Raw genomic sequence first — 26,273 nt, forward strand, 5'->3', positions numbered from 1 at the left:
GCGTCTCTCCCTAAATGCGTGCCGCCAAGGCTAGGCCCGGCGCGCGCGCCGGTCAATTCAAGAGCCACCCAAGCGAAAGCGACACCATTGACGTAGCGTATCCTCGCGTCAAATTGCATTGCCAGAATGCGCCAGCACGTTAAGCTGACGATCAATGGGAGCGCCCAACTCGCAACAGATCGCTTGAAGGCGACAGGTCGAAGTGGGCAATGGGGAGGAACAGGTCAGCCATGCTGAGCGTATCCGATTTGCATCTTTCCTTTGGCGGCATCAAAGCGCTGCAAGGGGTGAACTTCGAAGCCAAAGAGGGCGAGATCACAGGCGTGATCGGCCCCAACGGCGCGGGCAAGACATCGCTGTTCAACGCGATCTCCGGCTTTTACGCGCCCGATAAAGGCACCGTGCGCTTTGACGGCCAAGACATTACCGACATCACACCGGACAAACGCGCCTCTCTCGGGATGGCGCGCACCTTCCAGAACATCGCGCTTTTTCGCGGCATGACGGTTCTGGACAACATCAAGCTGGGCGGTCACACGCGCCTCAAGACCGGCATGTTCTCCGCGTTCAAATACTTCGGTAGCGCGCGCCGCGAAGAACTGGAACTGCGCCGCGACATCGAAGAGCGGGTGATTGATTTTCTCGAAATCGACCACATCCGCAAATACCCCATCACCATGCTGTCTTATGGTTTGCAAAAACGGGTCGAGCTGGCACGCGCCCTCGCGATGCGCCCGCGTGTGTTGCTGCTGGACGAACCTGTGGCCGGCATGAACCGCGAAGAAACCGCCGATATGGCGCGTTTTATCCTCGATGTGCAGGAACAGTTCGGCACGACCATTCTGCTGGTCGAGCATGACATGCACATGGTCATGGATATTTGCAGCCATATCGTCGTGCTGAACTTTGGCCAGCAAATCGCATCGGGCACCCCTGCGGAAGTTTCGAAAAACCCCGCCGTGATCGAAGCCTACTTGGGCGCAGCGGCGTAGAAAGGGCGAAATGGGACAGTTTATTCAATTTGCGATCAATGGCCTGATGAGCGGCGCGATCTATGCGCTGATCGCGGTCGGCATCGTTTCGGTCTTCAAAGCGACCAAAGTGGTCAATTTCGCCCATGGTTATCTGATCATGTTCGGCGCTTACTTCTACTTCACCTTCGCTGTCATCATTCCGGGGCAGGAATGGGCCCCTGCATGGCTCGCCTCATGGCAGCCGGGCTGGATGGTCGAAATGCGCCAGGGGCTGAACATGTTCTCGCCCCTTGGCGCGGTTCTGGACTGGGCGGCCAATGTGCCGCGTATCATCTTCGGGCTGATTGGCGCAGTGTTGTGTAACGCACTGCTCGGTATGTTGATCGAGCGCAGCCTTATGCGCCCGCTCATGGGTCAATCGGTCTTTGCGATGATCATGGTGACCGTCGGCTTGATCTCCATCCTTTCCGGTGCGGCTTCGTTGATCTGGACCGCAGACGCAGCCTTTGTGCCACATATCGCGCCGAACACGCCTATTCGCTTCGAGGTTTTTGGAACGATGGTCTTCCTGTTCGGGGCGGATATCGTGAATATGATCATCGCGCTGCTGATCTTTGGCGGCATCGTCGCCATGGTGAAGTTCACCAAGAGCGGCGTCGCGATCCGCGCCACCGCTGAGGATCAATCGACAGCGTATTCCATGGGTATTTCGGTGCCCAAGATCTTTTCGCGCGCATGGATCCTTGCCTCTGCGACAGGGGCCGTCGCGGGCGCGATCCTTGCCACGCGCAACGGCATTTCCCCCTCGCTTGGCCTGTTCGGTTTTTCGGTGCTCGCCATCGTCTTGATGGGCGGGCTTGATAGCTATGTGGGCTGTTTCATCGCCGCCATGTCCGTCGGCGTCCTTGAAGCGATGACCCAGTGGAAGCTGGGCGGTGAATGGGCAGAGATCGTACCATACGTTGCCGTTTTGGTCGTCATCATCTTCCGCCCCCACGGCCTTATGGGTCAAAAAGAGGTCGAACGCATATGATTAACGGCAATCTCAAAGCCGATTACGGCGCGGACGAGCGGGTTCTGAACAACCGCAACAAACAGTTGTTTGTTTATGGCTCCATGCTGCTTCTAGCGATTTTTCCCTTTGTCGCAGGCGATTACGCGATGTTGATGGCCTGCAAGATGGGCATCCTTCTGATCGCTGTGGTCGGCGTTAACGTCCTGACCGGTTACACGGGGCTGGTCTCTTTGGGGCACGGCGCATTCGTGGCCATCGGGGCCTATGCGACGGTGGTCTTTAGCAACCTGTTCAGCGGGCTGCCCGAGGGCATTCTGCCGCTGATCGTGATCCCGTTGGCCGTCATCGTCTCTGCGCTGGTTGGTATCATCGTCGGCCTGCCCTCGCTTCGGGTCAAAGGCCTCTACCTTGCCGTGGCGACACTCGCGGCCAGCTTCATTGTGACGTTCCTGATCGAGCAAGACCTCTTCGCACCCTGGACGGGCGGAGTAAACGGCATCAACACGCCCACAGCCAATCTGCTCGGCTGGGAGCTGGACACCAAACGCGAGATGTATGTGCTGATCACGGTATTAGCGCTTACCACGTTGCTTGCGGCGCAGAACCTGTTTCGCACACGGGTCGGGCGGGCCTTCATCGCCATTCGCGACCGCGATTATTCAGCAGAAATCCTTGGCATCTCTTTGCTGCGCTACAAGCTGATGAGCTTTGCCATCTCCGCCGCTTATTGCGGCCTCTCGGGTGCGCTGTTCGCCTATTTCTACGCGCGCATCCTGCCAGAGCAGTTCGAGCTCGACCTATCGCTCGAGTTGGTCGCCGCGCTGATCGTTGGCGGCATGGGGCGCACGATGGGGCCTGTGTTCGGCGTGTTTATCGTGATGATGGTGCCCGAGTTGATCAAGATCGCCATGGGTGCCGCGACCGGCGGCTCGCTCGAACTCGCGCGTTATACCGGACCTGTGCAAGAGATTGTCTTTGGCCTCTTGCTTGTGACGTTCCTTTTGAAAGAGCCGCTTGGCATCAATCAAATCACCGACCGCATTCTGCGCTCTGCAAACCGTTGGCCGTTTGCGCGTGGATAGAAATAATCAAGGCCACACCACTAGGGAGATGACTTTATGACACTCAACAGACGGACTTTCCTCGCCACGGGCGCAGCCGCGACGGCCGCCATGGGCGCTCCTATGATCCTCAACGCGCAGCCAGCCGAGTATGTGCTGGGCGCGTCCCTGCCCCTGACCGGTCCTTTCGCAACCGCAGGCCAGCTTGTTGCACCGGCCTTTGCGCTGGCGCAGAAATTGTTCAATGACGAGGGCGGCATCGCAGGCACGCCAATCAAATTCGTCACTGAGGACTCCGGCTATGTGCCGCAAAACACGCTGGCCAACTACCAGCGCGCACTTGCGACCGAGGGCACTGCGTTGGTCGGTTATTTCGCAGATTCCACAGGTGCAATGAAGCTAATCGCACCCGAGTTGAAAGGCGAGAACGCGCGACTCATGGGCTCGACGTCTTTCGCGTCCGAATTGGCGAACCCGGAAACGCACCCCTACCAGTATCTGTCTGGCCCGACTTATCAGGACCAGTTCGATATCTTGATGCAGAACATCAAGAATGCGGGTGGTACGAAAATTGCGATCATCTATTCCAACACAGAATTCGGGCGTGACCCACTCGAGCATGGCCGCGCAACCGCAGAGCGTCTGGGCCTTGAGATTGTTTTGGAAGAAAGCACCAAAGCGCAGGGCGCCGATATTCCAACGCACGTCACGAAGCTGGCACAATCGGGCGCAGAGCACTGCATCTTGCAAGGCTATGTGACAGGCGTTTGGCCACAGCTGATTGGTGGCGCACGCCAGTTCGGCCTGCCCGTGCAATTCCACGGCACTTTCTGGGGTATGGAAAAGCTGATTGCGGATCGTATCACCGCAGAGGCCGGTCCATTCCTTGCAGGCTATCAAGGCGTGATGCCCTACCGCTACTTCTATGACCGCGAAGATGCGCCGCGTTATGAGCAATATGCCGCGCTCTCCAAGGTCATGTTCGCAGGCACACCGCTGGAAAACTACATGTCCACATGGGCGATCCAGACCATGTGCGGCCTTGAATTGGCTATGAAAGCACTGCGCGACACTGCAGAGGCGGGCAAGGAGTTGACAGCTGACAACGTCGCCGAGAGCCTGTCGGGTATCAAGGATTGGGACAGCGGCGGTTTCTTTGGCGGGCCTGTTTCCATGGACAACAACAAGATCGGGACGGGGCGCGTTTATGAGTATTCGCCCGAGACCGGATTGTTCACGCCTGTGTCTGATTGGCTGAGCACTTAAGCCCTTTCGGGTGGCCTTTGGGCCACCCGACCGAGTGGGGGCCAGCCCCCACACCCCCGAGGTATTTTTAGACCAAAGAAGATGATGGGTGCGCGCGGATGCTGACGATCGAGAACATCGAAGTGAGTTATTATCATACTGTGCAAGCGCTGCGCGGGCTGTCTCTTGAGGTGCCTCAAGGAAAGATTGTGACATTGCTGGGCACCAACGGGGCAGGCAAGACCACGACGCTCAAGGCGGCGTCCAACCTGCTCAAGCTGGAGAACGGCGAAGTTGGCGAGGGCCGCATTCATTTTGACGGCAAGAATATCAAGAGCATCGCGCCGGATGTTTTGGTCAAGCAGGGGCTTTTCCATGTACGAGAAGGGCGGCGTATCTTCTCTGAAATGACCGTAGAGGACAATCTGATTGCTGCTTCGTATGCGCTGGACGGGCGCGGTATCAAAGCGGATTTCGACAAGGTTTATGCGTTTTTCCCAAGGCTTCTGGAGCGGCGCAAGCAGATCGCGGGTTATCTGTCGGGCGGCGAGCAGCAAATGCTGGCTTTCGGGCGCGCGATGATTGCGCGGCCCAAACTGATCCTGATGGACGAGCCATCGCTGGGCCTTGCTCCTAAAATCGTGAAAGAGATTTTCGAAACCATCCGCCGCCTCAATACCGAGGACGGCACGTCAATTCTGGTGGTCGAGCAGAACGCGGGCGTCGCCTTTTCCGTGGCCGATTACGGCTACATCATGGAGAGCGGGCAAATCGTGCTTGAGGGCGACGTCGAAACGCTGCGCAACGACAAGGACATCCAGAGTTTCTATCTGGGCGTGGCGGAGGATGGCAGCGAAGATCGCCAGTCTTTCCGAGACGTTAAACACTACAAACGCCGCAAGCGCTGGCTGAGCTAAGGATATGAGCATGACCGCATTCCGCTCGAACGTTTCGATTGTCTCGTCCCATGCGCGCACGGATCCTGAACTGGTGGCCATGCGCCAAAAGGATTTCGGCATCTGGAAAGAGACCAGCTGGTCCGGTTTCGAGAGCATCATGCACGCGCTTGCTGCCGGGCTGATGGAGCTTGGCATGGCCGACGGTGAACACATCGGCATCCTGTCGGAGAACCGGCGCGAATGGGTTCTGGCGCAGTTCGGCATCAATGCGGCGGGCGGCGTGGTTGTTGGTATGTACCCCACCTCTCCCGCAGCGGAGATCGAGCATCTGGCAGGGTCGTCCGACACCACAATGCTGTTTATCGAGGATCAGGAACAGCTCGATAAAATCATCGAATTGCGCGGCAAGTTGCCAAAATTGCGCCAGTTGATCATCTTTAATCCCAAAGGGACGGCTGGCGAAACAGCACTGAATCTCAAAACCTTTGACGAAGTGATCGAGATGGGGCGTGCGGCGCTTGACTCGGGCGCAGACAAGGAAGTTCAAGCGCGCAAAGGCGCAATCACGCCGGAGCGCACGGCGATGATGGTCTTCACCTCCGGCTCGACCGGATTGCCCAAAGCAGCGGAAATCAGTCAGCAAAACCTGTCCATCGCAGCGGACCTCAGCAAGGAAATTTTTGGTAGCTATCCGCAAGGCACCAATGTTCTCAGCTACCTACCCCTGTGTCACATCGCCGAGCAGAACGTGACCGTGACCAATGCGCTCTCAAGTAAGATGGTGATGAACTTCGGAGAAAGCCTGCGTACGATCATAATCGATCTGCGCGAAGTCGCACCGCAAATCTTTTTCGGCGTGCCGCGTATCTGGGAAAAAATGCGCTCGGACCTCACCATTCAGGCGGCGACAGCTGGCAAACTCAAAGGGCCAATGACGCTCTATGCGTTGAAACAGGCCGAAAAACGCGGCGCGATCCGGCGTGATGAGTGGTCCCTGACCGACAAGCTCGCCAACGCCTTCTGGGACTTTGCGATTTACCGCCACATCCGTTCCTACCTCGGCCTTGGCCGGGTGAAATTCGCGATCTCCGCCGCGGCCCCCATTTCCGAAGACCTGCTGGCCTTCATGCGCGGCATCGGGATCAACATTCGCGAGGCCTGGGGCATGTCCGAAACCACTGGCGCGGCGACGATCCAGCCTGACTGGGGTTGCTCCAAAGGGCGCGTTGGCCATTTTGTCGAGGGCATCGAGTACAAAATCGCGGATGATGGTGAGTTGCTGGTCAAAGGCGGCATCGTGTTTAAAGGCTACTACAATCGCCCCGACGCCACGGCAGAGACCATCATCGATGGATGGCTTCACACGGGCGATGTGGCAGAGGCCTGCAGCGATGGCTCGATCAGCCTGATCGATCGCAAGAAAGACATCATGATCAACGCGGCGGGCAAGAACCTCTCGCCCTCCTTGATCGAGAACATCATGAAAGCCTCGCCGTTTATCAAAGAGTGCATCGTGATCGCGGACCGGCGCCCCTATGTGACCGCTTTGGTGCAGATCGACATGGACCCCGTGCGCCTTTGGGCCGAGAGCAAAAGCATCGCCTACACCACCTTCCGCTCGCTCGCAGAGCATCCTCAGGTGATCGAATTGATCGACAAAGAGATCGCTAAACTCAACAGCAATCTCGCGCGTGTCGAGCAGATCAAGAAGGTGCATCTGCTCTCCAAAGAGCTGGACCACGATGACGGCGAAGTCACGGCAACGATGAAAGTGCGCCGTAGCAAAGTGTTCGAGCTATACGATAGACAAATCGAGGCGCTCTACGCTTAAATGACGGCTGCGCTCTTTTCACCCTTCGACAAATTGGCGATGGCACTTTTGCCCTTAGCCATCCCCGACGCATCAGATGGTGCCCATGACATTGCGCATATAACGCGCGTGTGGAGCAATGCCTGCGCGATTTCAAAGATCGAGGGGGGCGATTTGGCAATCCTCGCCGCCGCGACCCTATTGCATGATTGCATCAGCGTGGAAAAGGACAGCCCGGATCGCGCCAAGGCCTCGTCATTCGCTGCAAAAGCTGCAAGCGTGCATTTGCAAACGCTTGGCTGGAGCCATGATAAAATTGCGCGTGTCTACCACGCCATCGAAACCCACAGCTTCTCCGCCAATATCGCACCGGAAACGCTGGAGGCGCGCATCCTGCAAGACGCGGACCGGCTTGATGCCATCGGCCTCATCGGCGCCGCGCGTTGTTTTTATGTGGCCGGGCGCATGGGCAGTGCGCTCTATGATCCGGGCGATCCGCGCGCCAAAAACCGCGCGCTTGATGATCGCGCCTTTGCCATCGATCACTTCGAAACCAAACTTCTAAAACTCGCGGACGACTTTCAAACCCCGGAAGGCCAGCGTCTCGCATCCGCGCGCCACACGGAACTTCTCGGCTTTAGAGACACCTTTCTGGCACAAATCGCACCCTAACCTGCGCACCCTTCATCTTGCCAAATAAACTTCGGGGGAGTCTTGGCTCTGCCAAGACGGGGGCTGGCCCCCTTCCCTGCAAAACACGAAAAAACCCCTGCCACCATTTACTGCGGCAGGGGTCTCTCAGGCAGCCGCTGGGGAGCTCAGCAGCCTTGGTAAACTCTACTCCGCTGCTGTGGCGGCGGGGTTGTTGGGATGGGTAGTCCAATTGGCATATTCCGCCTCGACAACCCTCCCGGTGCGCGGATCGATCGCGCCCGTCGCCATTTCCTCCATGGTAATGCAATTCTCCACGGGGCAGACATTAACGCACAAATTGCACGCGACGCATTCTTCGTCGATCACCGTAAACGTGCGATCCTCAGACATGGCGATCGCCTGATGCGAGGTATCTTCGCAAGCCGCAAAACAGCGCCCGCAAGAAATGCAAAGGTCCTGATCGATCACTGCCTTGGCGATATAATTAAGGTTGAGATACTGCCAATCGGTCGTGTTTGGCACAGCCATGCCGACGAACTGCGAGGTATCGGTATAGCCCTTTTCATCCATCCATTGACTGAGACCGGAAATCATCTCCCGTACGATCTTAAAGCCATAGGTCATCGCCGCAGTGCAGACCTGCACATTGCCACACCCGAGCGCCATGAACTCCGCCGCATCGCGCCATGTGGTGATCCCGCCAATGCCGGAAATCGGCATGCCGGCGGTCGCCTCGGCGCGGGCGATTTCGCTCACCATGCTCATCGCGATGGGTTTCACCGCAGGGCCGCAATAGCCGCCATGCGTGCCTTTGCCGTCGATCGAGGGCTCTGGACTCATCGTATCAAGGTTAACCGAGGTGATCGAATTGATCGTATTGATCAAACTCACCGCATCCGCGCCGCCGCGATGGGCCGCCGCCGCAGGTTTGCGCACGTCCGTGATATTCGGCGTCAGTTTCACGATCACGGGTTTGGAATAATACTGCTTGCACCAGCGCGTCACCATTTCGATGTATTCGGGCACTTGGCCCACCGCCGCACCCATGCCACGCTCGGACATGCCGTGCGGGCATCCAAAGTTTAGCTCGATTCCGTCCGCACCCGTATCCTCGACCAGCGGCAGGATAGCTTTCCACGCCTCTTCCTCGCAGGGCACCATAAGCGAGACGATGATCGCGCGGTCCGGATAATCCGCCTTCACGCGCTTGATCTCTTCAAGGTTGGTGAACAGATCGCGGTCGGTGATCAACTCGATGTTGTTCAAGCCAAGCAAGCGCCGGTCCGCGCCGTAAATCGCTCCGTAACGCGGGCCATTGACGTTAACCACAGGCGGCCCTTCAGAACCGAGCGTCTTCCAGACGACGCCGCCCCAGCCCGCCTCAAACGCGCGGCGCACATTGTATTCCTTATCTGTCGGCGGCGCAGAAGCCAGCCAGAACGGATTAGGGCTTTTGATACCGATAAAGTCTGTCGTTAGATCCGCCATGATCAGGCTCCTCCCATCAGGCTTGCATGAATATCCAGCGCCGCATCGCGCCCCTCGGCCACGGCCGTAACGGTCAAATCATCGCCGCCTGTGGCGCAATCGCCGCCAGCCCAGACACCTTTGAGCGAGGTTAGTCCCGTCGCCGAAACCTTGATCTTGCCCCGTTCCAGCTTCGGCAGGTCCTCGCCCTGCAAAGTTTGGCCAATCGCCGCGAACACCTGATCCGCCGCAAGGCGCACAGTTTGGCCGGTCGGCGTCAAATCATCATCCGTGTATTCAAATTCTACCTCGCGCACCGTGCCGTTGCCATGCACCGCAACCGGCGAAGCGTTGGTGATGATCCGCACCCCCTTGGAGGCCGCCAGATCCTGTTCGTAAACGCTTGCGTTCATCCGCGCGCGTGAGCGGCGGTAGACCAGCGTGACGTTCAACGCACCCAGCAACTTCGCCTGCACAGCCGCATCCACCGCGGTCATGCCACCGCCGATCACAACCACGTCGCGCCCCACCGGTAGGGCGCTTAGATCGCTGGCTTGCCGAAGGTCCGCAATGAAATCCACCGCATCAGACATGCCGCTTTTGTCTGCGCCCTCAAGTCCAAGCCCGTTGACACCGCCAAGCCCCATACCAAGGAAAACCGCGTCATACTCAAGCTGCAAATCCGCCAGCGTCACATCGCGCCCAAAGGCCATGCCGTGCTTGATTTCAATTCCGCCAATTTGCAGCAACCAGTCCACTTCGCGCGCGGCGAAATCATCGGTGCTTTTGTAGGCCGCGATGCCGTATTCGTTCAGCCCGCCAGATTTTGCGCGTGCATCCATCACCACGACATCATGTCCAAGCATGGCGAGCCGATGCGCCGCCGCAAGGCCCGCAGGTCCGGCGCCAACGACCGCAATCTTCTTGCCGCTTAAGGCCGCGCGCTCGAACGGATGCACGGCTTTGTCCATCAAAATATCCGTCGCATAACGCTGCAATTGCCCAATCAGCACCGGCTTGCCCTCTGCCGCCTCGCGTACGCAGGCCTGCTCGCAAAGCGTTTCAGTCGGGCAGACCCGCGCGCACATGCCACCCAGAATGTTCTGATCAAAGATCGTGCGCGCAGCCGCCTCCGGCGTGCCAGTTGCGATCTGGCGAATGAAGAGGGGAATGTCGATTTCCGTAGGGCACGCTGTGATGCAAGGCGCATCATGGCAGAAATAACAGCGATCCGCCGCCACAAGGGCTTCGTGCGGATCAAGCGGCGCGTGCAGGTCCGCAAAGTTCTGTTCATATTCAGCGGGCGTCAAACGCGCGGGCTGTATTCCATCGGTAAGCACGTTGGCTGGCATGGACCTCTCCTGTCTATGGTGACCTTTGGATCAGGTTTGCAGGGTTTCAATTTTTTATCAACTGGTAAAATTTCAATGGCGCAATTTTCTGATCCCCTCCCTTTGGCGCGTCTTTGGCTTGCCGCCCTGCGGGCAGCGCGTTAACCAAGGGGCAAGAGGTCCTAAAATGAAGAAACAACAAATGAACCGCGACTGGATCGCCACGGCGCAAACGCTCTCCTCCGCCCTGCCCTATTTGCAGCGCTACGATGATGCGACAGTCGTGATAAAGCTGGGCGGTCACGCCATGGGCAGCGATGCAGGCATGGAAAGTTTCGCACGCGATGTGGTGCTGATGCAGCAGGTCGGCGTCAACCCGGTGATCGTGCATGGCGGCGGCCCGATGATCAACGCAATGCTGGAACGCCTAGACATCAAATCCGAGTTTGTGAACGGCAAGCGCGTCACAGATGCGGCCACGGTCGAAGTTGTGGAAATGGTGCTCTCCGGCCGCGTGAACAAGCGCATCGTGCAGGCGATCAATGCGCAGGGCGGCAAGGCAGTTGGGCTTTCGGGCAAGGATGCAAACCTGATGATCTGCGAGCAAACCGACGCTGATCTCGGTTTCGTTGGCACGCCTGTCGAAATGAACCCCGATTTCCTGCGCGGCCTTGCGCGCGACAACATCATCCCCGTAATCGCCCCCCTGGGCACCGGACGCAATGGCGAGACATTCAACGTCAATGGCGACACTGCCGCCGGCGCGATCGCGGCCAGCCTAAAGGCCGACCGCCTATTGCTGCTCACGGACGTGGCGGGCGTCAAGGATGGCACAGGCGAAGTCGTGACTGAACTCACAGCGGCGCAAATCCGCGAGATGACAGCGGATGGCACCATTGCAGGCGGCATGATTCCCAAGACCGAAACCGCGCTCGATGCGATTGCCGGCGGCGTGCGCGCGGTGGTGATCCTTGATGGGCGCGCGCCCAACGCTTGCCTGCTAGAGCTATACACAGAGCACGGCGCAGGCTCGCTCATTCGCGATTGATCTGACGCGCAGGTGTAAATTCTTGCTTAAACACGCACTGCGTGTAGGCTCTACCCATTATTTCATCAATTTTGGAGCCTGCTCATGTCCACTGACACCCCCGCCACGCCGCACTCCAAATCTGCCCTTCTTGGCTTGGTCTTTTCCATGTTGCGCCGCCCGATAGAATACGGGCTGACCGGTGCGGCGCTGGTCGGCGTGCTCTACCTCGCCAATCAATCCAGCATTCTGCCCAAAGTGTTCAAAGGTGCCGGCTTCGAGGTAGAGTTTCAGGAACGCGTTATCCAGACCACCGCCGATACAGAGCAAGGGATCAAGGTTCTGCGCGCCAATATCAAGGATATGCGCAGCGAACTCGCCGCCCTGCGCGCCGCGCTGGAAATCAACGATGCACCGCTTCTAGCACGGTCACTTGCCACCTCCGCACCTGCCGCACCCAGCTTTCAGGAGGACGCGGATGGTGCCAGCAAGGACAGTCTTCTGGTGAAGCAGGACCAGTTGATCCAAGCCGAGGGTTTCATCTGGCTTGGCACCTACGATCCAGCCTTGAACGCATGGACGGACGGCAGCGTGCAAACGCCCGGCGGGGGCGATCTACCAAGCCCGGACAGTCTTTCGGATCAAGTCTTGACCCTGACGACGACGATCAACGTGCGCGATGGCTACCCACCCAACAACGAGGCCTATTTCCGCGCCGTGCGCGCGATCGGCATCGCCGAAACCGGCACGCGCATCACCTTGCTCGCTGCACCGCAAACCTATGCGCGCGAAGAGGTGCAGCAAATCTGGGCGCATGTGGATGTACCGATGCGCCCCTACATCGGCTTTTCACAGTCAGATTGAGAGCGGCGATGAACACTGCGCTTGAACAGATAGAAAAGGCAGCGCGCCGCGCTCATCTTGCGGTCTTCGGCGCGCTTCATGAGGGCGAGGACACAATCATCCTGCTTGGGCCCCATGAACCCGGATTTTGGGCGCATGTTGAGGCAGAGCCGGAATTTCACGACGGTGCGCGCGATCCACTGGACCGCTTTTCGCGCCGCGTCATCACGGCACTGGCGCGCGAGCTAATTGGCACAGCGGTCTTTCCCTCGGATGGCCCGCCCTACCTGCCCTTCATCGCATGGGCCTTGGCCAGCGGGCGCGCTTGGGCCTCGCCCGTGGGGATGTTGGTCCATGACACGGCAGGCCTCTTCGTGTCTTACCGTGGGGCGTTGCGTCTATCTGGCAAAGTGGCGTTGCCCCGCCAGAGCGCGAACCCCTGCCTTGAGTGCGCCAAACCCTGCATCAACGCCTGTCCGGTCGATGCGCTTGGCGCCGCAGCCTATGACGTCGCGGCCTGCAGGGCACATGTCAGAGCCACTGACACCGCCGCGTGCCGCTCAATCGGTTGCGCCGCGCGCCGCATTTGCCCGCTCTCGCAGCGCTACGCGCGCTTGCCCGAACAATCCGCTTTTCACATGCGCGCTTTTTTGGGAGAGTAAGCCATGAGCAAAACACTGATCATCATGCGCCACGCCAAATCCAGCTGGGACACACCCTTTGAGGATATCGAGCGCCCCCTCAATCAACGCGGCAGGGACGGGGCTGGTGCCTTGGGCGATTGGCTGCGGCGATTGTCCTTGTCGCCCGATGAAATCCTGTGCTCCAGCGCCAAGCGTACCCGGGAAACCGGTGCGCTATTGCAACTCGATGCCCCGATGACCTCCATGCAAGGCCTCTATATGGCCTCCTGCGACGTAATGATGAACAAGGTCCAAAAGGCCACAGGCGACACAGTCCTGCTCATCGCCCATAATCCCGGCATCGGCGAGTTCGCCGAGCGCCTTGCGCAAGCCGTGCCCAATCATCCCCGCTTTTTCGACTACCCCTCGGGTGCAACAACAGTGTTTTCCTGCGCGATTGAAAGCTGGAGCGATCTCGCATTCGGTGCCTGCATTGCTAACCACTTCACCACACCCAAAGACCTTCTTTAACTATTCTCCGGTCCCAAATACCTCGGGGGGTCTTGGCCTAGCCAAGACGGGGCAGAGCCCCCCAAACAAAAAAGACAGGCCCTAAGGCCTGCCCTTTGAAAAACACCAATGTGCTTTAAACTCAATGACCCAGAATCTGGCTTAGGAACAGTTGCGTGCGCTCGGATTGCGGGTTGTTGAAGAACTCTTCCGGCTCGTTCTGCTCCACGATCTGGCCTTGGTCCATAAAGATCACGCGGTTTGCAACCTGACGCGCAAAACCCATTTCATGCGTGACGCAGAGCATGGTCATACCCTCTTCCGCCAACTCGATCATAGTGTCGAGCACTTCCTTGATCATCTCTGGATCAAGCGCCGAGGTCGGCTCGTCGAAGAGCATGATGCGCGGCTGCATGCAAAGCGAGCGCGCAATCGCGACGCGCTGCTGTTGACCACCCGAAAGCTGGCCAGGATACTTGTCCGCCTGCTCGGGAATCTTCACCTTTTCAAGGAAGTGCATCGCCAGTTCTTCAGCTTCTTTCTTGGGCGTTTTGCGCACCCAGATCGGGGCCAGCGTACAGTTCTCGAGGATCGTCAGATGCGGAAACAGGTTGAAGTGCTGGAAGCACATCCCTACCTCAGAGCGGATTTTGTCGATATTTTTGATGTCGGACGACAGAACCGTGCCATCGACTTCGATCCGGCCCTGTTGATGTTCTTCCAGCGCGTTGATGCAGCGGATAAGCGTCGATTTACCGGAACCGGATGGTCCGCAAATCACGATCCGCTCGCCGCGATAGACCGTAAGGTCGATATCGCGCAGCACGTGGAATGCACCGTACCATTTGTTCATATTCTCGATCGAAATGGCGACCTCGTCGGACACCTGAAGATTTGCTTCGGCCATCTGTTCAGCCTCCTTATTATCTATGTCCGGTTGCGAGCTGACGCTCCAACCATTGTGAATATTGCGAAATGCCATAGCAGATCGGGAAGAAGAACAAGACCGCCGCGAGCCATAGCTCCCAGTAGACGCCGTTCCATTCCGTCGATGCCAAAATCGGGCCACGGATCATCCCAACCAGATCGAACATCGAAATGACCGACACGAGAACCGTATCCTTGAACAGCCCCACCGCCACGTTCACGATTCCCGGGATAGAAATCTTGAGCGCCTGTGGCAGAATGATCAGGCGCATGGACTGCGCATAATCAAGGCCAAGGCTGCCTGCGGCTTCCGCTTGTCCCTTTGGCAGGGCCGCAAGGCCGCCGCGCACCACTTCGGCGATATAAGCCGCCGAGAACATGGTGATCATTATGATCACACGCAGGATAAGGTCAAAGTTTGAGCCCGGTGGCAGGAAGTAACCCAGAACCACGTTTGCCACGAAGAGCAATGTAATCAGCGGAACGCCGCGAATGAATTCAATGAAGACCACGCAAATCCATTTGATAATCAGCATGTCCGACTGACGGCCAAGGGCCAGCATAATACCAAGCGGCAAGGACAGCGATACGCAGACCACGCCAAGGATGAAGTTCAACATGAACCCGCCCATGTCGCGCGATGGCACCGGTTCAAGCGCGAGAACGTCAGACAGCGGCTCGGTAACATAGCCCATAAACGACCAGAATATCACCGTTGCGAGAATGCCGCCAATGAGGCCCATCGCAAAACTTTGGTACTCCAGCTTGGTGAATACCACGTAACCGACAATCAGACCAAGTGCGACCATGACAGGGACAATCAAAGAACCGCCCCAGATCAACCAGAACGCCACCAGCGGGAAGATCGCCGTGATGATCAGCATCTTGCGCGGCAGCTTGTTGAACAACACAGGCGCGGCCGCGAAGAACAGCGCGAAGAAGGCTACCGTTGGGCGCCAGTATTCTTCGCTTGGATACTTGAAGCCGAACAAAAGCTGGGGCCAGCGTTCTGTCAGGACCGAGAAACAGCCCCCCGTTTTACCTTGCAGGATTTCACGGCATTCGGCCAAAGAATTCGTGGACCAGACGCCATTATAAAACCAAGGAAAAGCACCAGACACGATAAGATAAACGAAATAGATCGCGACCAGCGTCAGGATCGAGTTGAAGACCCCATCAAACAGGTTTCGTTTAACCCAAGCCAAGGGGCCTGATGCAAGCACGGGCGGGGTTTGCTCTGCGAGCATTGCATCGCGCACGAAAGCGATAGGTTTGGTGTTGGTTTTGCTCATCCTACCGCTCCTTCAATTTTACAGAATTGTTATACACGTTCATCACCGCAGAAATGCTGAGGCTGATCACCAGATAGAAGGCCATGAGCAGCAGAACCGTTTCAATCGCGCGGCCCGTCTGGTTGAGCGTAATGCCCCCCAGCGTGCCCGTGACATCCATGTAGCCCACCGCGATCGCCAGCGACGAGTTCTTGGTGATGTTCAGGTATTGCGAAATTAGCGGCGGAATGATCACCCGAAGGGCTTGCGGCAGGATCACGAGGTTCATAATGCGCCCCGGGCGCAGCCCGAGCGAGGCCGCAGCCTCGGTTTGCCCCGTGGAAATCGCAAGGATACCCGCACGCACGTTTTCCGCAATGAAGGCCGCCGTGTAGATCGAAAGCGCGAAGGTGAGCGCGATGAAAGAGTTGCGCGCATAAATGCCGCCTTGGAAGTTGAAACCCTTGAGGGCAGGGTAATCCAAGGTGATCGGCTGCCCCATAATGAAGAACATCGCGATGACGGGAACGAAGAACAGACCGATGGAAGGCCAAAGCGTTGAAACCATGCGGCCATGATCGAAGAGCTGCTGTTTGGCATAGCGTCGATAGCCCCAAATTCCGACAAGCGACGCGGCGAAGGTCAAAACGACGAACAGCGAGCCAGGGCCGAAAACGGGTTTGGGGAAATAGAAGCCGCGCCCGGTAAAGGCGAACGACCCAAAGACCATGCTTGCCGTCGCATCATCACCGCGAAACTCTCGCGGCTGCGGTAGCACGGCCACAAAGACCGCCATGATAATCAGGATCCAGATCAACACGGGCACATTGCGGAAGATTTCCACATAGACGCCCATCAATTTGTTGACGAGCCAGTTGTTGCTCAGGCGCAGGACACCGACAATCACGCCAATGACGGTTGCGAAGAAACACGCGACCACTGCAACGAGCAGCGTGTTCAACATGCCCACAACAGCAGCGCGCATGTGAGTTGACTGGGATGTGTACTCGATCAAGCGCTGGTTGATGTCATAGCCCGCAGGCTCGCCAAGGAACCGGTACGAGATGTTCAGACCAGCCGCCTTGAGGTTGGCAATAAGATTGCTTCCCAAATAAGCGAAGGCCGCGATCAGCGCGATCAAAGCAATAAATTGAAAGGTGTAAGAGCGGTAGCGCGTATCGTTGATAAGCATCGATACACGAAATCCGCCCTTGGGAGGGTCAGATAAAGTCGTCATGGACTGTTCCCTGATTTGCGGCCCTCTGTCGAAGCCTGCCAGTTGATCCGGTCATGGCTCAGGAGCTGCTTTTTCTAATCAATTTCGTAGAAAAGAAGGGCGCGAAAGTTTTTCCGCGCCCTTCTGTGTCAAACCGGATTAACGGAATGGCGGAACGTAGAGCAGACCACCGTCTGTCCACTGAGCGTTCAGACCGCGAGACAGACCGATTGGTGTATTCTCACCAATGTTCTTCTCGAAGATCTCGGCGTAGTTACCGCCAGCCATGATCGCGTTTTTCGCCCAGTCAGCGGACAGACCAAGCATTTCGCCCAATGTGCCTTCTGTACCAAGAATACGGTTGATCTCTGGGTTGTTGCCAGCTGCTGCACCAAGCTCTGCGATGTTTGCAGATGTGATGCCGACTTCTTCAGCTGCGATCAGTGCGTTCAGAGTCCAGCGAACAACGTCGCCCCACTCGTTGTCACCGTGACGCACCAATGGGCCGAGTGGCTCTTTGGAGATGATCTCTGGCAGAACAACGTGGTCGCCCGGGTTCTCGAATGCTGCGCGTGTTGCAGCAAGGCCGGATGCGTCTGTTGTGTAAACGTCGCAAGCACCTTCAAGATACAGCGGCTGTGCTTCAGCGTTTGTCTCGATTGGGACCGGCTCATAAGAGATGTTGTTGGTACGGAAGAAGTCCGCCAAGTTCAGCTCTGTTGTGGTACCAGTCTGGATGCAGACAGTCGCGCCGTCCAGCTCTTTAGCGGAAGATACGCCAAGCGCCTTTGGGACCATGAAGCCCTGACCGTCGTAGTAGTTCACGCCGGCAAATTCGAACTTGAGGTCGACATCGCGAGAGAACGTCCATGTGGTGTTACGCGCAAGTACGTCGATCTCGCCGGAAGCGAGCGCCGTGAAGCGTGTTTTGCCGGTTGTTGGAACGAACTCGACTGCTTTGGGGTCGCCCAGAACAGCAGCTGCGATCGCGCGGCAGACGCCGACATCGAAGCCCTGCCATTCGCCGTTCGCATCCGGTGCCGCAAAACCAACGAGACCCGTGGTCACGCCGCAGTTCAGCTTGCCGCGCGCTTTGACATCGTCAAGCGTACCGGCTGCCGCAACGCCAGCCGCAAGGCTCGCAACGGTCATCGCACCAAAAAATACGGATTTTTTCATTTTTACCTCTTCCTGATTTCCCGCTCTTGTTGAGCGGTTCCTCCCACGAGTGGACGCGGGGTTTCATACCAAAGAGGGGTTTTGCCCCCCTCAGTGGCAGCAAGTTTGTCCGCAAGAGCACTCAAAGGTCAAGTGCAAGATGGAGGTAATTTTCCCGAAATCCCGTCAGGCGCCCTTAGGTTACCTGCAAGCGCCTGTTTTCTATACGAACGCGTTACAGATCAGGGCGCGGTGCGCGAAAGCTTGTAAAACGTATAGGCATGCTCGAAGGCTGCGCGCTTGATATTTGCGGCCTCCTCGGCGTCCTCATCTGTGCCCCATTGCTCTTGCTGATAGCGCTCGTCAAGGCGCGAAAGCTCCCATAAATCCGCTGGCTGTGCCCACTCATGGATCGCTGCCAGACCGATCACAAAAGAACCGGGAAGCGTGATCAGATCATGCGCCGCCGTCAGCTCAAACGCGCTCATGGGGCTCAACAACTCCCGCAAAACTGTCAGGCTTTGGGCCGGTTGAGGCGCGAACATTACGCCCTGAACCGGCGTCAAAGGCGCATCGAATGCCATGGTGCACCATGCTAGCAACGGGTCCCAATGCTGCGCTTGGCGCTCGATAAGCGCCTCGGGCTGGGCTGCGCGGTAGCACAATAGATCCGTGCCGGCATAGTCGGCCAGCATATCAGCGACCGCATCAAACTGCGGTGTCACCTTGTCCACCGCTGAATTGGCCGAGCGCGTCACAGGCATGGTGTTGGGGTTGATCACTTTGCCTTGCGCCTGCCACTCTGCCGCCATCGCCGCGGCCATGGCGCGCGTCGGCACGACCAGCGCAGCCTTGCCCGGCGTCTTGATCGCGCGCGCATCCAGATGGACCGTATAGCCGGTCTCAAGCTCGATCACCTCGGCGCGCTCCCAAAAGCGCTTCATTTTCCAGTCAGACATGGGACGTGCTCCAAAGCGTTTCGAGCGCAAGAACAAGCTGCGCGTAAGTTTCTACAAACACCTCCGCCCCGGCAAGGCGCGCGACGTCGTGATAGCCCCAAGTGACAGCGATAAAAGCCACACCTGCCGCATGCGCCATATCACGATCAAAGCTGGTATCGCCGATCATTACCGTGTCCTGCGGCGCAACACCTAGCTCGCGCATCGCTTGAAACAGCATCGACGGATTGGGCTTGCTGGGATGATCATCCGCCACTTGACGCGTCAGAAAAACGCCCTCTAGCCCATGCGCTTCGATCAGCTTGTCCAGCCCTCTGCGCGATTTCCCCGTGGCGACGCCAAGCAAGACTTCATCTTGCCCTTTTAAACTCATGAGAGCAGCGCGCGCACCCGGGTAGAGCGGCGAAGAGATGTCCGCGCCTTGCAACCGGCGTAGGCCCGCATAGGCATCCTTGTAGCCTTGCACCATACGCGTGCAGGTCGGTGCATCACAGGCTGGCGCGAGGATCGGGATCGCCACATCGAGGGACAGACCAACAATGCCAAGCACCGCCGCGCGCTCCGGCTCCTCCAGCCCTTCGGCTTGGAACGCGCCGGACATGGCGGCCAGTATATCCGCCTGACTGTCGACGAGCGTGCCGTCCACATCGAAAATAACCGCTTTAAGTGTCACGACATCAACTCTTTACATCAACTCTTCGAACGGGTCTTCGGGAACTTCTTTGGGATTCCATGCAAAGGTATCCCAAGTGCGCTGCATGTGATCGGGCAGTGGCGCGATGACGTGCAGCATTTCCTTTGTCGCCGGATGCTCGATCTGCAAAGAGCGCGCGTGCAGGTGCAGTTTCTTGCTCAGATCGCCGCCAAGCTGCGCGCCCCAGCCATCGCCTAGATTTTCCTGACCGGAGCCACCGTATTTGCCGTCTCCCACTACAGGATGCCCCATCTCTGCCATATGCGCGCGCAGCTGGTGCGTGCGGCCGGTTATGGGAATCAGCGCGCACCACGCGGTGCGCTGGCCTGCGGTTTCAAGCACTGCGTAATCCGTCAGCGCACGCTTCGCGCCCTCTGTCTGGTCGACCTCGCGGGGATGGATGCAGATCATCTTTTCCCCCTCGCCGCGCGCGCCGTGCCCCGGGGCTTTCATCAGCCCGTATTTGATTGTGCCCATGCGCGGGTTGGGCACGCCAGCGATGGCGGCCCAGTAAATCTTGCGCGTAGCGCGGTGGCGAAAGGACGCTGTCAGATCAGCCGTAGCGCGGCGCGTGCGCCCCAGAATGAGAACACCCGAAGTGTCCTTATCGAGGCGATGCACGAGGCGCGGGCGTTCTTCGGCATCATACATCAGCGCATCAAGCAAGCCATCCACATGGCGCGCGTGCCCCGTGCCGCCCTGAACCGGCAGGCCAGCGGGCTTGTTAAGCACGATCACCTGATCGTCTTTGTAGATCACGCAGGAACGGATGAATTTCGTATCCGCCGCGCTGACGCGCGATTGCGGCGCATGTTTGGGCGCATCGCTGTCCGGCAGCGGCGGGATGCGCAATTGCTGGCCAGCATTGACGCGGCTGTTGGCTTTGACGCGGCCGCCATCGAGGCGCAGCTCGCCCTTGCGGCACATCTTTTCGATCATGCCTTGGGTGATCTTCGGAAACTTGCGCTTGAGAAAGCGATCAAGGCGTTGATCGCCGTCGTCTTCTTCAATCATGATCGTTTGAACGCGGCTCATGCCCATATTCCTCTCGCGATGGCCAATCCAGCCATCAAACCTAAAATCGACAGGCCCACAGAAAGCCCGATGTAAAGAGCGGCCTGGCCTAAATGCCCGCGCTCCAGTAACGTCACAGCCTCCAGCGAAAAGGCTGAAAACGTGGTAAAACCACCAAGCAAACCGGTCATCACAAACAGGTTTGCAGCACTCAGTCCCTTGTGATGGGCAAAGACCACAAAGGCCCCCATCAAAAACGATCCCATGACATTCACAGGCAAGGTGCCAATGGGAAAACTCATCGGCATCGCTTTGACCAGCGCAAGGCCCATCAGATAGCGCAGGCTTGATCCAAGCGCACCGCCAAGAGCAACAAAAGAGACATTGAGTAACATCGCTGCCATGTCGCGCGCCGCGCGCGCAGAGTCAAGTTTTGCGCGATCAGTTCGGTGCCCCGATTTTTCTAGAAAAATCGTTTACCCGCTCCGTTGCGCGCGTAACCTGGCAAAATACTCCACCCGCTTTTTCAAGTCGCGCTCAAAGCCGCGCTCGACCGGGACGTACATCGCAGGGCGCTCCATGCCTTCGGGGAAATAGTTCTGCCCCGAAAACCCGTCCTCGGCATCGTGGTCATAGGCATAATCCTTGCCATATCCGATGTCCTTCATCAAATCTGTCGCGCCGTTCATGATATGCTTGGGCGGCGGTTTCGACCCTGTCGCCTTCGCCGCAGCGCGCGCCGCTTTATAGGCCACGTAGTTGGCATTGGATTTCGGCGCAAGCGCAAGATAAATGACCGCTTGCGAGAGCGCCAACTCCCCCTCGGGCGAGCCAAGCCGCTCGTAGGTTTGCCAGCTTTGCAAGCACACCGCCTGCGCCTGTGGATCGGCAAGGCCAATGTCCTCCACCGCCATACGTACCAGACGGCGCGCGAGGAACCGCGGATCTTCGCCGCCCTCGAGCATACGTGCAAACCAATAGAGCGACGCATCCGGATCAGAGCCACGCACGGATTTGTGCAAAGCGGAAATCAAATTGTAGTGGGCATCACCTGATTTGTCGTACTGCGCCGCGCGCTTTTGCAAACGCTTGGACAATTCGGGCGGCGTCAGTGGATGATCAGTCTTCCACGCAACCACCTGCTCGATCAGATTAAGCAAGGCGCGCCCGTCGCCATCTGCCATGTCCAGCAACGCTTCGCGCGCATGCCCGTCCAGCGGCAGCGCCTTGCCAAGTTCCTGCTCCGCGCGCTGCGCCATATGCTCCAGATCAACCGGATCAAGCCGCTCGAGCACCAGAACCTGCGAGCGCGACAGGACCGCCGAATTTAACTCGAAACTCGGGTTTTCCGTCGTTGCGCCTACAAGCAAAATCGTGCCGTCCTCCATATGCGGCAAAAATCCGTCCTGCTGCGCCTTGTTGAAGCGGTGGATTTCATCGACGAACAAAAGCGTGCCCTGCCCGTTTTGCCGCCTGATCTTGGCCGCCTCGAACACTTTGCGCAGGTCAGGCATTCCGGTGAAAATCGCGCTGATCTGCACAAAGTGCAAATCCGTTTCATGGGCGAGCAGCCGCGCGATGGTTGTCTTGCCAACGCCGGGAGGCCCCCAGAATATCAAGGACGACAAGGACCCCGAGCCAAGCATCACTTCTAGCGGAGCGCCCTCGCCGAGGATTTGTTTCTGCCCGATCACATCCGCCAGAACCGTCGGGCGCAAGCGATCAGCCAAAGGGCGGGGGCCTTTCACAGGCTCGGCTGCACCGCTGTCAAACAAATCAGCCATGCCTCAGAGCCGAAAGCGCAGCAGCACCAACTGCCCGCCCCTCTCGACGACCATGGAAACGGAGCGGCGCGCATCTTGAAACGCACGCAGCGCCTCGCGCGGCCGAATGATCTCTCGGCCATTGATTTCGCGCAGAAGATCGCCCCGTTGCAGCCCGATGCGCGCACCAATAGGGCCTGTATCCAGTACGACCACGCCCTCGGGCAGGATCGGCAATTGATACTGGGACAGGATCGCCGGGTTCACGTTTGAAAACCGCAGCAGCGGCAGCACGTCGCGCTCGCTCAGCGTCACCTCCTCGCGCGGCGGTAGTTCGGGTGGGCCGATCATCGCGACCGTGAAAGTCTCGGCCGCGCCGCCGCGCAGCGCGCTTACTTTGATCTGCGCGCCGATGCCCGCAACAGTCATGTAATACAGCATTTCAGAGGGTGAATTCACCTCGCGGCCATTCGCGGCGATAATCACGTCGCCCACGCCAAGGCCCACCTCTCCAAAGGGGCTGCCGCCCTGCAATTGCGTGATCACCATGCCCCCCGGACGATCGAGCCCGAGCGAAGCTGCTAGGTCCGCATCCACCGTTTGACCGCCCATCCCCGCCCAAGGCCGCTGGAACTGCCGCGCGCCCGCGCGTGCCTGACGCACAAACTGCGCAACCATGGCCGCAGGGATCGCAAAGCCGATGCCGTTTGATCCGCCCGAGCGCGTCACGATCGCGGTGTTCACGCCAATCAAAGCGCCGTCCATCCCGATAAGCGCGCCGCCCGAATTGCCCGGGTTGATCGGCGCATCGGTCTGGATGAAATAGCCACGCGCATTGCCGGTGACCTTGCCAGAACGCGCAAGGCCAGAAATGATCCCGCTCGACACGGTTTGCCCCACGCCGAAGGGATTACCGATGGCCAGTGCCAATTCGCCCACGTCGAGCGTATTGCTGTCGCGCAGCGCAAGAAACGGCAGGTCTTTCGCGCCATTCAAGCGCAATATGGCGAGGTCGCTGGCCTCATCGCCAAGGACCACTTCGGCAGAGTATTCACGCCGGTCTTTCATCACCACGCGGATGTCGCTCGCCTCGCCGACGACGTGGTAATTGGACACCAGATAGCCATCGCTCGAAAGGATAACGCCAGAGCCAAGCGAGTTTTGCACTTGCGGGCGCCCCACGCCTGAATCACCGAAAAAATCGCGAAAGAAAGGATCGGATGCGAAGGGGCTGACGCGCGTTTGCACCACGCGTTTGGCGTAGATGTTCACGACCGCCGGTGCCGCCTCACGTACCAAGGGGGCAAAGCTGAGCGAGATTTGGGCTTGGGTGTTGGGCACACGCGTCTCGGCTTTCACCGGTATTGGCAGAGTAATAAGCAATGCAAAGATTACAGCGCGCAGCATGGTTCACCTCGTTCCTAGGAGTGGCCATGATATGCGAGTTGAACGGCGGTGGCGCAAGGGGAAGCTCGCATTCACCAGATCAGACAGGAAGCTACGTGCAGATCCGGCATGCTCACAAATGATGATTTCCAAGGCGGGCATTGGCGCATGCACCGCTCTCGTCCAGCTAGGGCGCATTTCACCTATCCAAGCAAGCCTTCCCTAAACCTGCACCTGATTGTGACATTGACGGCAGCATCCAACAACGCGCCGCCAGAACGCAAAAAGCCCCCGCAAGATGCGAGGGCCTTTCTGAATTCATAACGCGTGAAGCCCAAGACTTACTCGTCTGCGTCTGCCTCGGCGGCGACGCGGGCCTTGTCGGCCTTGCCTTTGGCATCGACATCGCGGTCAACCAGCTCGATGATCGCCATTGGCGCCATGTCACCGTAGCGGAAGCCCGCTTTCAGAACGCGTGTGTAGCCGCCGGGGCGCTCAGCGTAGCGTGGGCCGAGGATTTCGAACAGTTTTGCAACGTCCTTGTCTTCTTTCAGCTGCGCTGCTGCCTGACGGCGCGCGTGCAGATCGCCACGCTTGCCAAGTGTGATCAGCTTGTCCATCACGCGCTTAAGCTCTTTGGCTTTTGGCAGTGTTGTCTTGATTTGCTCATGCTCGATGAGCGAGCCTGACATGTTTGCCCAAAGCGCCTTGCGGTGCTCATGAGTTCTATTCAGGCGGCGGTAACCTTTTGCGTGACGCATGTGTCATCTCCATAAATGTGCCCTCTACGGGCTGTTTTTGCTTTGTCTGGCAAGCGGTGCGTACCCGCCTACTCTCCTTGGGGCCATTACTGACCCAGTCGTAAATGTCGGGTGCGTGAGATCACGCACCCGACAGGATCTTAAAAAGCGTCTTCGAACTTCTTCGCAAGATCTTCGATGTTGTCCGGTGGCCAGTCCTCAACGTCCATGCCGAGGTGCAAGCCCATGCCCGACAGCACTTCTTTGATCTCGTTCAAAGACTTGCGGCCGAAGTTTGGCGTGCGCAGCATTTCTGCTTCGGTTTTCTGGATCAAATCGCCAATGTAGACGATGTTGTCGTTCTTCAGGCAGTTCGCAGAGCGTACGGAAAGCTCAAGTTCGTCCACTTTCTTCAAGAGAAGCGGGTTGAACTCAAGACCGTCATCCTCATCCTTGGCAGATGCGGACTCTGGCTCGTCGAAGTTCACGAAGATGGACAGCTGGTCCTGCAGAATGCGCGCAGCATAAGCAACCGCATCATCCGGCGTCAACGAACCGTCTGTTTCGACTTTCATCGTCAGCTTGTCATAATCAAGCACCTGACCTTCGCGGGTCGGCTGCACGTCATACGACACTTTTTTCACTGGCGAGTAGATCGCGTCGATCGGGATAAGGCCGATTGGCGCGTCCTCTGGCTTGTTCTTATCCGCAGCTACATAGCCCTTGCCCGTGTTTACGGTCAGCTCCATGTAGACGTCTGCACCATCGTCGAGGTGGCAGATGATGTGCTCGCGGTTCAGAACCTCGATGTCAGCGCTGTCGGAGATATCACCGGCGGTGACAATGCCCGGACCTTTTGCATTAATCGAAAGACGCTTTGGTCCCTCGACTTCCATGCGCAAGGACACACCTTTGAGGTTCAGCACGATGTCTGTGACATCTTCACGAACGCCTGCAACCGAAGAGAATTCGTGCAAAACGTTATCGATCTGAACTGATGTGATGGCTGCACCCTGAAGCGAGCTCATCAAAACACGGCGCAAAGCGTTGCCAAGCGTGAGGCCGAAACCGCGCTCAAGTGGCTCTGCCACGACAGTTGCCTGACGCGCAGGATCGTTCCCTGGCTTCACTTCAAGCTGTGTCGGCTTGATCAGTTCTGCCCAATTTTTATGGATCATACGTCCCTCCATCCTTGTTCCTGTCTCATGTCCAAAAGACGGGAACGCTCGAGGTTAAAATGACGACGCAGAGGCCGCGTATGAACGCAGCCTCTACTGAGTATTCGAAAGTCTTAGACGCGGCGGCGCTTTGGTGGGCGGCAGCCGTTGTGTGCCATAGGCGTCACGTCGCGGATGGACGTGATGTTGAACCCTGCCGTCGCCAAAGCGCGCAATGCGCTCTCGCGGCCGGAACCGGGGCCCTGCACTTCGACTTCCAGCGTTTTCACACCGTGCTCGGCAGCCTTGCGGCCCGCATCTTCTGCCGCCATCTGCGCCGCGTAGGGCGTGGACTTACGAGAGCCTTTGAAGCCCATCGTGCCCGCAGAGGACCAAGAAATTGCATTGCCCTGAACGTCGGAAATCAGGATCTTTGTGTTGTTGAACGAAGAGTTCACGTGAGCAACGCCAGCGGCGATGTTCTTGGAGACCTTCTTCTTTGCGCGTTTAGCTTCGCGTGCCATTAGTC

The 26,273-nt window shown here is 58.0% G+C and carries 26 protein-coding genes; 11 read left to right on the top strand and 15 right to left on the bottom strand.

Translation table 11 applies throughout. From position 1 onward, the window contains the following. Positions 1 to 230: 230 nt before the first annotated feature. From B9P63_RS14920 to B9P63_RS14950, 7 genes are all read left to right on the top strand, one after another. The gene (locus B9P63_RS14920; RefSeq protein WP_245830707.1) at positions 231 to 992 is read left to right on the top strand and encodes an ABC transporter ATP-binding protein; all 762 of its coding nucleotides are present in this window, start codon (positions 231 to 233) and stop codon (positions 990 to 992) included. A 10-nt stretch (positions 993 to 1,002) separates the two neighbouring features. Then, positions 1,003 to 2,007, top strand: a complete 1,005-nt coding sequence (locus B9P63_RS14925) for a branched-chain amino acid ABC transporter permease (RefSeq protein WP_085310226.1) — start codon at positions 1,003 to 1,005, stop codon at positions 2,005 to 2,007. Beyond that, positions 2,004 to 3,071 (top strand): branched-chain amino acid ABC transporter permease, encoded by a 1,068-nt coding sequence (locus B9P63_RS14930; RefSeq protein WP_085310228.1) that lies wholly within the window; start codon positions 2,004 to 2,006, stop codon positions 3,069 to 3,071. The genes B9P63_RS14925 and B9P63_RS14930 overlap by 4 nt, the downstream gene beginning before the upstream one ends. Positions 3,072 to 3,107: 36 nt before the next feature. Beyond that, positions 3,108 to 4,316, top strand: coding sequence for an ABC transporter substrate-binding protein (locus B9P63_RS14935; RefSeq protein WP_085310230.1), 1,209 nt, complete (start codon positions 3,108 to 3,110; stop codon positions 4,314 to 4,316). Positions 4,317 to 4,414: 98 nt separating this feature from the next. After that, the gene (locus B9P63_RS14940) at positions 4,415 to 5,212 is read left to right on the top strand and encodes an ABC transporter ATP-binding protein (protein WP_085310232.1); all 798 of its coding nucleotides are present in this window, start codon (positions 4,415 to 4,417) and stop codon (positions 5,210 to 5,212) included. Positions 5,213 to 5,222: 10 nt separating this feature from the next. Next, the gene (locus B9P63_RS14945) at positions 5,223 to 7,025 is read left to right on the top strand and encodes an AMP-dependent synthetase/ligase (RefSeq protein WP_095533054.1); all 1,803 of its coding nucleotides are present in this window, start codon (positions 5,223 to 5,225) and stop codon (positions 7,023 to 7,025) included. Then, on the top strand, positions 7,026 to 7,676 hold the full coding sequence (locus tag B9P63_RS14950; RefSeq protein WP_085310236.1) for an HD domain-containing protein: 651 nt from the start codon (positions 7,026 to 7,028) through the stop codon (positions 7,674 to 7,676). Between the two features lie 165 nt (positions 7,677 to 7,841). Here B9P63_RS14950 and preA read toward each other — a convergent pair whose 3' ends face one another. Beyond that, on the bottom strand, positions 7,842 to 9,146 hold the full coding sequence (gene preA / locus B9P63_RS14955) for an NAD-dependent dihydropyrimidine dehydrogenase subunit PreA (protein ID WP_085310238.1): 1,305 nt from the start codon (positions 9,144 to 9,146) through the stop codon (positions 7,842 to 7,844). A 2-nt stretch (positions 9,147 to 9,148) separates the two neighbouring features. Next, on the bottom strand, positions 9,149 to 10,477 hold the full coding sequence (locus B9P63_RS14960) for an NAD(P)-dependent oxidoreductase (protein ID WP_085310240.1): 1,329 nt from the start codon (positions 10,475 to 10,477) through the stop codon (positions 9,149 to 9,151). A gap of 166 nt (positions 10,478 to 10,643) precedes the next feature. Between B9P63_RS14960 and argB the strand changes: the two genes are divergently transcribed. The 4 genes from argB (at position 10,644) to B9P63_RS14980 (ending at position 13,480) form a co-directional block, all read left to right on the top strand. Further along, a complete protein-coding gene (gene argB / locus B9P63_RS14965) occupies positions 10,644 to 11,504 on the top strand; it encodes an acetylglutamate kinase (protein WP_176219176.1) in 861 nt (286 codons plus the stop codon). 84 nt (positions 11,505 to 11,588) lie between these two features. Then, positions 11,589 to 12,347, top strand: a complete 759-nt coding sequence (locus B9P63_RS14970; protein ID WP_085310245.1) for a hypothetical protein — start codon at positions 11,589 to 11,591, stop codon at positions 12,345 to 12,347. 8 nt (positions 12,348 to 12,355) lie between these two features. Then, positions 12,356 to 12,988: a ferredoxin gene (locus B9P63_RS14975; RefSeq protein WP_085310247.1), complete on the top strand. Its 633-nt coding sequence runs from the start codon at positions 12,356 to 12,358 to the stop codon at positions 12,986 to 12,988. Positions 12,989 to 12,991: 3 nt separating this feature from the next. Continuing rightward, the gene (locus tag B9P63_RS14980; protein ID WP_085310249.1) at positions 12,992 to 13,480 is read left to right on the top strand and encodes a SixA phosphatase family protein; all 489 of its coding nucleotides are present in this window, start codon (positions 12,992 to 12,994) and stop codon (positions 13,478 to 13,480) included. Positions 13,481 to 13,601: 121 nt separating this feature from the next. Here B9P63_RS14980 and B9P63_RS14985 read toward each other — a convergent pair whose 3' ends face one another. The 13 genes from B9P63_RS14985 to rpsK form a co-directional block, all read right to left on the bottom strand. After that, the gene (locus B9P63_RS14985; protein WP_085310251.1) at positions 13,602 to 14,366 is read right to left on the bottom strand and encodes an amino acid ABC transporter ATP-binding protein; all 765 of its coding nucleotides are present in this window, start codon (positions 14,364 to 14,366) and stop codon (positions 13,602 to 13,604) included. A gap of 16 nt (positions 14,367 to 14,382) precedes the next feature. Next, complete coding sequence (locus tag B9P63_RS14990) at positions 14,383 to 15,678, bottom strand: amino acid ABC transporter permease (protein WP_085310253.1); 1,296 nt, start codon at positions 15,676 to 15,678, stop codon at positions 14,383 to 14,385. A gap of 1 nt (position 15,679) precedes the next feature. Next, entirely contained in the window at positions 15,680 to 16,894 is a 1,215-nt protein-coding gene (locus tag B9P63_RS14995) for an amino acid ABC transporter permease (RefSeq protein WP_085310255.1), read from the bottom strand. 138 nt (positions 16,895 to 17,032) lie between these two features. Next, a complete protein-coding gene (locus B9P63_RS15000; RefSeq protein WP_085310257.1) occupies positions 17,033 to 18,052 on the bottom strand; it encodes an amino acid ABC transporter substrate-binding protein in 1,020 nt (339 codons plus the stop codon). Positions 18,053 to 18,273: 221 nt separating this feature from the next. After that, complete coding sequence (locus tag B9P63_RS15005; protein ID WP_085310259.1) at positions 18,274 to 18,990, bottom strand: ATP12 family chaperone protein; 717 nt, start codon at positions 18,988 to 18,990, stop codon at positions 18,274 to 18,276. Further along, positions 18,983 to 19,663: an HAD-IA family hydrolase gene (locus B9P63_RS15010; protein ID WP_085310261.1), complete on the bottom strand. Its 681-nt coding sequence runs from the start codon at positions 19,661 to 19,663 to the stop codon at positions 18,983 to 18,985. The genes B9P63_RS15005 and B9P63_RS15010 overlap by 8 nt, the downstream gene beginning before the upstream one ends. Before the next feature lie 12 nt (positions 19,664 to 19,675). Further along, entirely contained in the window at positions 19,676 to 20,719 is a 1,044-nt protein-coding gene (locus tag B9P63_RS15015) for an RluA family pseudouridine synthase (RefSeq protein WP_085310323.1), read from the bottom strand. Beyond that, positions 20,716 to 21,093 carry a fluoride efflux transporter CrcB gene (gene crcB / locus B9P63_RS15020; RefSeq protein ID WP_085310326.1) on the bottom strand — a complete coding sequence of 126 codons (378 nt, stop codon included), beginning with the start codon at positions 21,091 to 21,093 and terminating at the stop codon, positions 20,716 to 20,718. The genes B9P63_RS15015 and crcB overlap by 4 nt, the downstream gene beginning before the upstream one ends. Positions 21,094 to 21,174: 81 nt before the next feature. Beyond that, a complete protein-coding gene (locus tag B9P63_RS15025; RefSeq protein ID WP_085310263.1) occupies positions 21,175 to 22,482 on the bottom strand; it encodes a replication-associated recombination protein A in 1,308 nt (435 codons plus the stop codon). Positions 22,483 to 22,485: 3 nt separating this feature from the next. Beyond that, entirely contained in the window at positions 22,486 to 23,868 is a 1,383-nt protein-coding gene (locus tag B9P63_RS15030) for a trypsin-like peptidase domain-containing protein (protein ID WP_085310265.1), read from the bottom strand. A gap of 320 nt (positions 23,869 to 24,188) precedes the next feature. Then, positions 24,189 to 24,608: a 50S ribosomal protein L17 gene (rplQ, locus tag B9P63_RS15040; RefSeq protein WP_085310268.1), complete on the bottom strand. Its 420-nt coding sequence runs from the start codon at positions 24,606 to 24,608 to the stop codon at positions 24,189 to 24,191. Between the two features lie 140 nt (positions 24,609 to 24,748). Continuing rightward, positions 24,749 to 25,765 carry a DNA-directed RNA polymerase subunit alpha gene (locus B9P63_RS15045; RefSeq protein ID WP_085310270.1) on the bottom strand — a complete coding sequence of 339 codons (1,017 nt, stop codon included), beginning with the start codon at positions 25,763 to 25,765 and terminating at the stop codon, positions 24,749 to 24,751. Positions 25,766 to 25,878: 113 nt separating this feature from the next. After that, the gene (gene rpsK, locus B9P63_RS15050) at positions 25,879 to 26,268 is read right to left on the bottom strand and encodes a 30S ribosomal protein S11 (protein WP_085310272.1); all 390 of its coding nucleotides are present in this window, start codon (positions 26,266 to 26,268) and stop codon (positions 25,879 to 25,881) included. Positions 26,269 to 26,273: the final 5 nt, after the last annotated feature.

It is taken from the genome of Planktotalea arctica, from assembly GCF_002105285.1.
In the GTDB taxonomy this organism is placed as follows: Bacteria; Pseudomonadota; Alphaproteobacteria; order Rhodobacterales; family Rhodobacteraceae; genus Planktotalea; species Planktotalea arctica.

What these genes read in the sequence shown, in the direction of transcription:
- B9P63_RS14935 (WP_085310230.1), top strand. Translation starts at nt 3,108, where the DNA reads ATGACACTCAACAGACGGACTTTCCTCGCCACGGGCGCAGCCGCGACG.
- crcB (WP_085310326.1), bottom strand. Translation starts at nt 21,093, where the DNA reads ATGTTACTCAATGTCTCTTTTGTTGCTCTTGGCGGTGCGCTTGGATCA.
- B9P63_RS14995 (WP_085310255.1), bottom strand. Translation starts at nt 16,894, where the DNA reads ATGACGACTTTATCTGACCCTCCCAAGGGCGGATTTCGTGTATCGATG.
- rpsK (WP_085310272.1), bottom strand. Translation starts at nt 26,268, where the DNA reads ATGGCACGCGAAGCTAAACGCGCAAAGAAGAAGGTCTCCAAGAACATC.
- B9P63_RS14970 (WP_085310245.1), top strand. Translation starts at nt 11,589, where the DNA reads ATGTCCACTGACACCCCCGCCACGCCGCACTCCAAATCTGCCCTTCTT.
- B9P63_RS14930 (WP_085310228.1), top strand. Translation starts at nt 2,004, where the DNA reads ATGATTAACGGCAATCTCAAAGCCGATTACGGCGCGGACGAGCGGGTT.
- B9P63_RS15025 (WP_085310263.1), bottom strand. Translation starts at nt 22,482, where the DNA reads ATGGCTGATTTGTTTGACAGCGGTGCAGCCGAGCCTGTGAAAGGCCCC.
- B9P63_RS15005 (WP_085310259.1), bottom strand. Translation starts at nt 18,990, where the DNA reads ATGTCTGACTGGAAAATGAAGCGCTTTTGGGAGCGCGCCGAGGTGATC.
- argB (WP_176219176.1), top strand. Translation starts at nt 10,644, where the DNA reads ATGAAGAAACAACAAATGAACCGCGACTGGATCGCCACGGCGCAAACG.
- B9P63_RS14975 (WP_085310247.1), top strand. Translation starts at nt 12,356, where the DNA reads ATGAACACTGCGCTTGAACAGATAGAAAAGGCAGCGCGCCGCGCTCAT.
- B9P63_RS14950 (WP_085310236.1), top strand. Translation starts at nt 7,026, where the DNA reads ATGACGGCTGCGCTCTTTTCACCCTTCGACAAATTGGCGATGGCACTT.
- B9P63_RS15000 (WP_085310257.1), bottom strand. Translation starts at nt 18,052, where the DNA reads ATGAAAAAATCCGTATTTTTTGGTGCGATGACCGTTGCGAGCCTTGCG.
- B9P63_RS14925 (WP_085310226.1), top strand. Translation starts at nt 1,003, where the DNA reads ATGGGACAGTTTATTCAATTTGCGATCAATGGCCTGATGAGCGGCGCG.
- B9P63_RS14940 (WP_085310232.1), top strand. Translation starts at nt 4,415, where the DNA reads ATGCTGACGATCGAGAACATCGAAGTGAGTTATTATCATACTGTGCAA.
- B9P63_RS14945 (WP_095533054.1), top strand. Translation starts at nt 5,223, where the DNA reads ATGACCGCATTCCGCTCGAACGTTTCGATTGTCTCGTCCCATGCGCGC.
- B9P63_RS14920 (WP_245830707.1), top strand. Translation starts at nt 231, where the DNA reads ATGCTGAGCGTATCCGATTTGCATCTTTCCTTTGGCGGCATCAAAGCG.
- B9P63_RS14960 (WP_085310240.1), bottom strand. Translation starts at nt 10,477, where the DNA reads ATGCCAGCCAACGTGCTTACCGATGGAATACAGCCCGCGCGTTTGACG.
- B9P63_RS14985 (WP_085310251.1), bottom strand. Translation starts at nt 14,366, where the DNA reads ATGGCCGAAGCAAATCTTCAGGTGTCCGACGAGGTCGCCATTTCGATC.
- B9P63_RS15030 (WP_085310265.1), bottom strand. Translation starts at nt 23,868, where the DNA reads ATGCTGCGCGCTGTAATCTTTGCATTGCTTATTACTCTGCCAATACCG.
- B9P63_RS14990 (WP_085310253.1), bottom strand. Translation starts at nt 15,678, where the DNA reads ATGAGCAAAACCAACACCAAACCTATCGCTTTCGTGCGCGATGCAATG.
- B9P63_RS15015 (WP_085310323.1), bottom strand. Translation starts at nt 20,719, where the DNA reads ATGAGCCGCGTTCAAACGATCATGATTGAAGAAGACGACGGCGATCAA.
- rplQ (WP_085310268.1), bottom strand. Translation starts at nt 24,608, where the DNA reads ATGCGTCACGCAAAAGGTTACCGCCGCCTGAATAGAACTCATGAGCAC.
- preA (WP_085310238.1), bottom strand. Translation starts at nt 9,146, where the DNA reads ATGGCGGATCTAACGACAGACTTTATCGGTATCAAAAGCCCTAATCCG.
- B9P63_RS15045 (WP_085310270.1), bottom strand. Translation starts at nt 25,765, where the DNA reads ATGATCCATAAAAATTGGGCAGAACTGATCAAGCCGACACAGCTTGAA.
- B9P63_RS14980 (WP_085310249.1), top strand. Translation starts at nt 12,992, where the DNA reads ATGAGCAAAACACTGATCATCATGCGCCACGCCAAATCCAGCTGGGAC.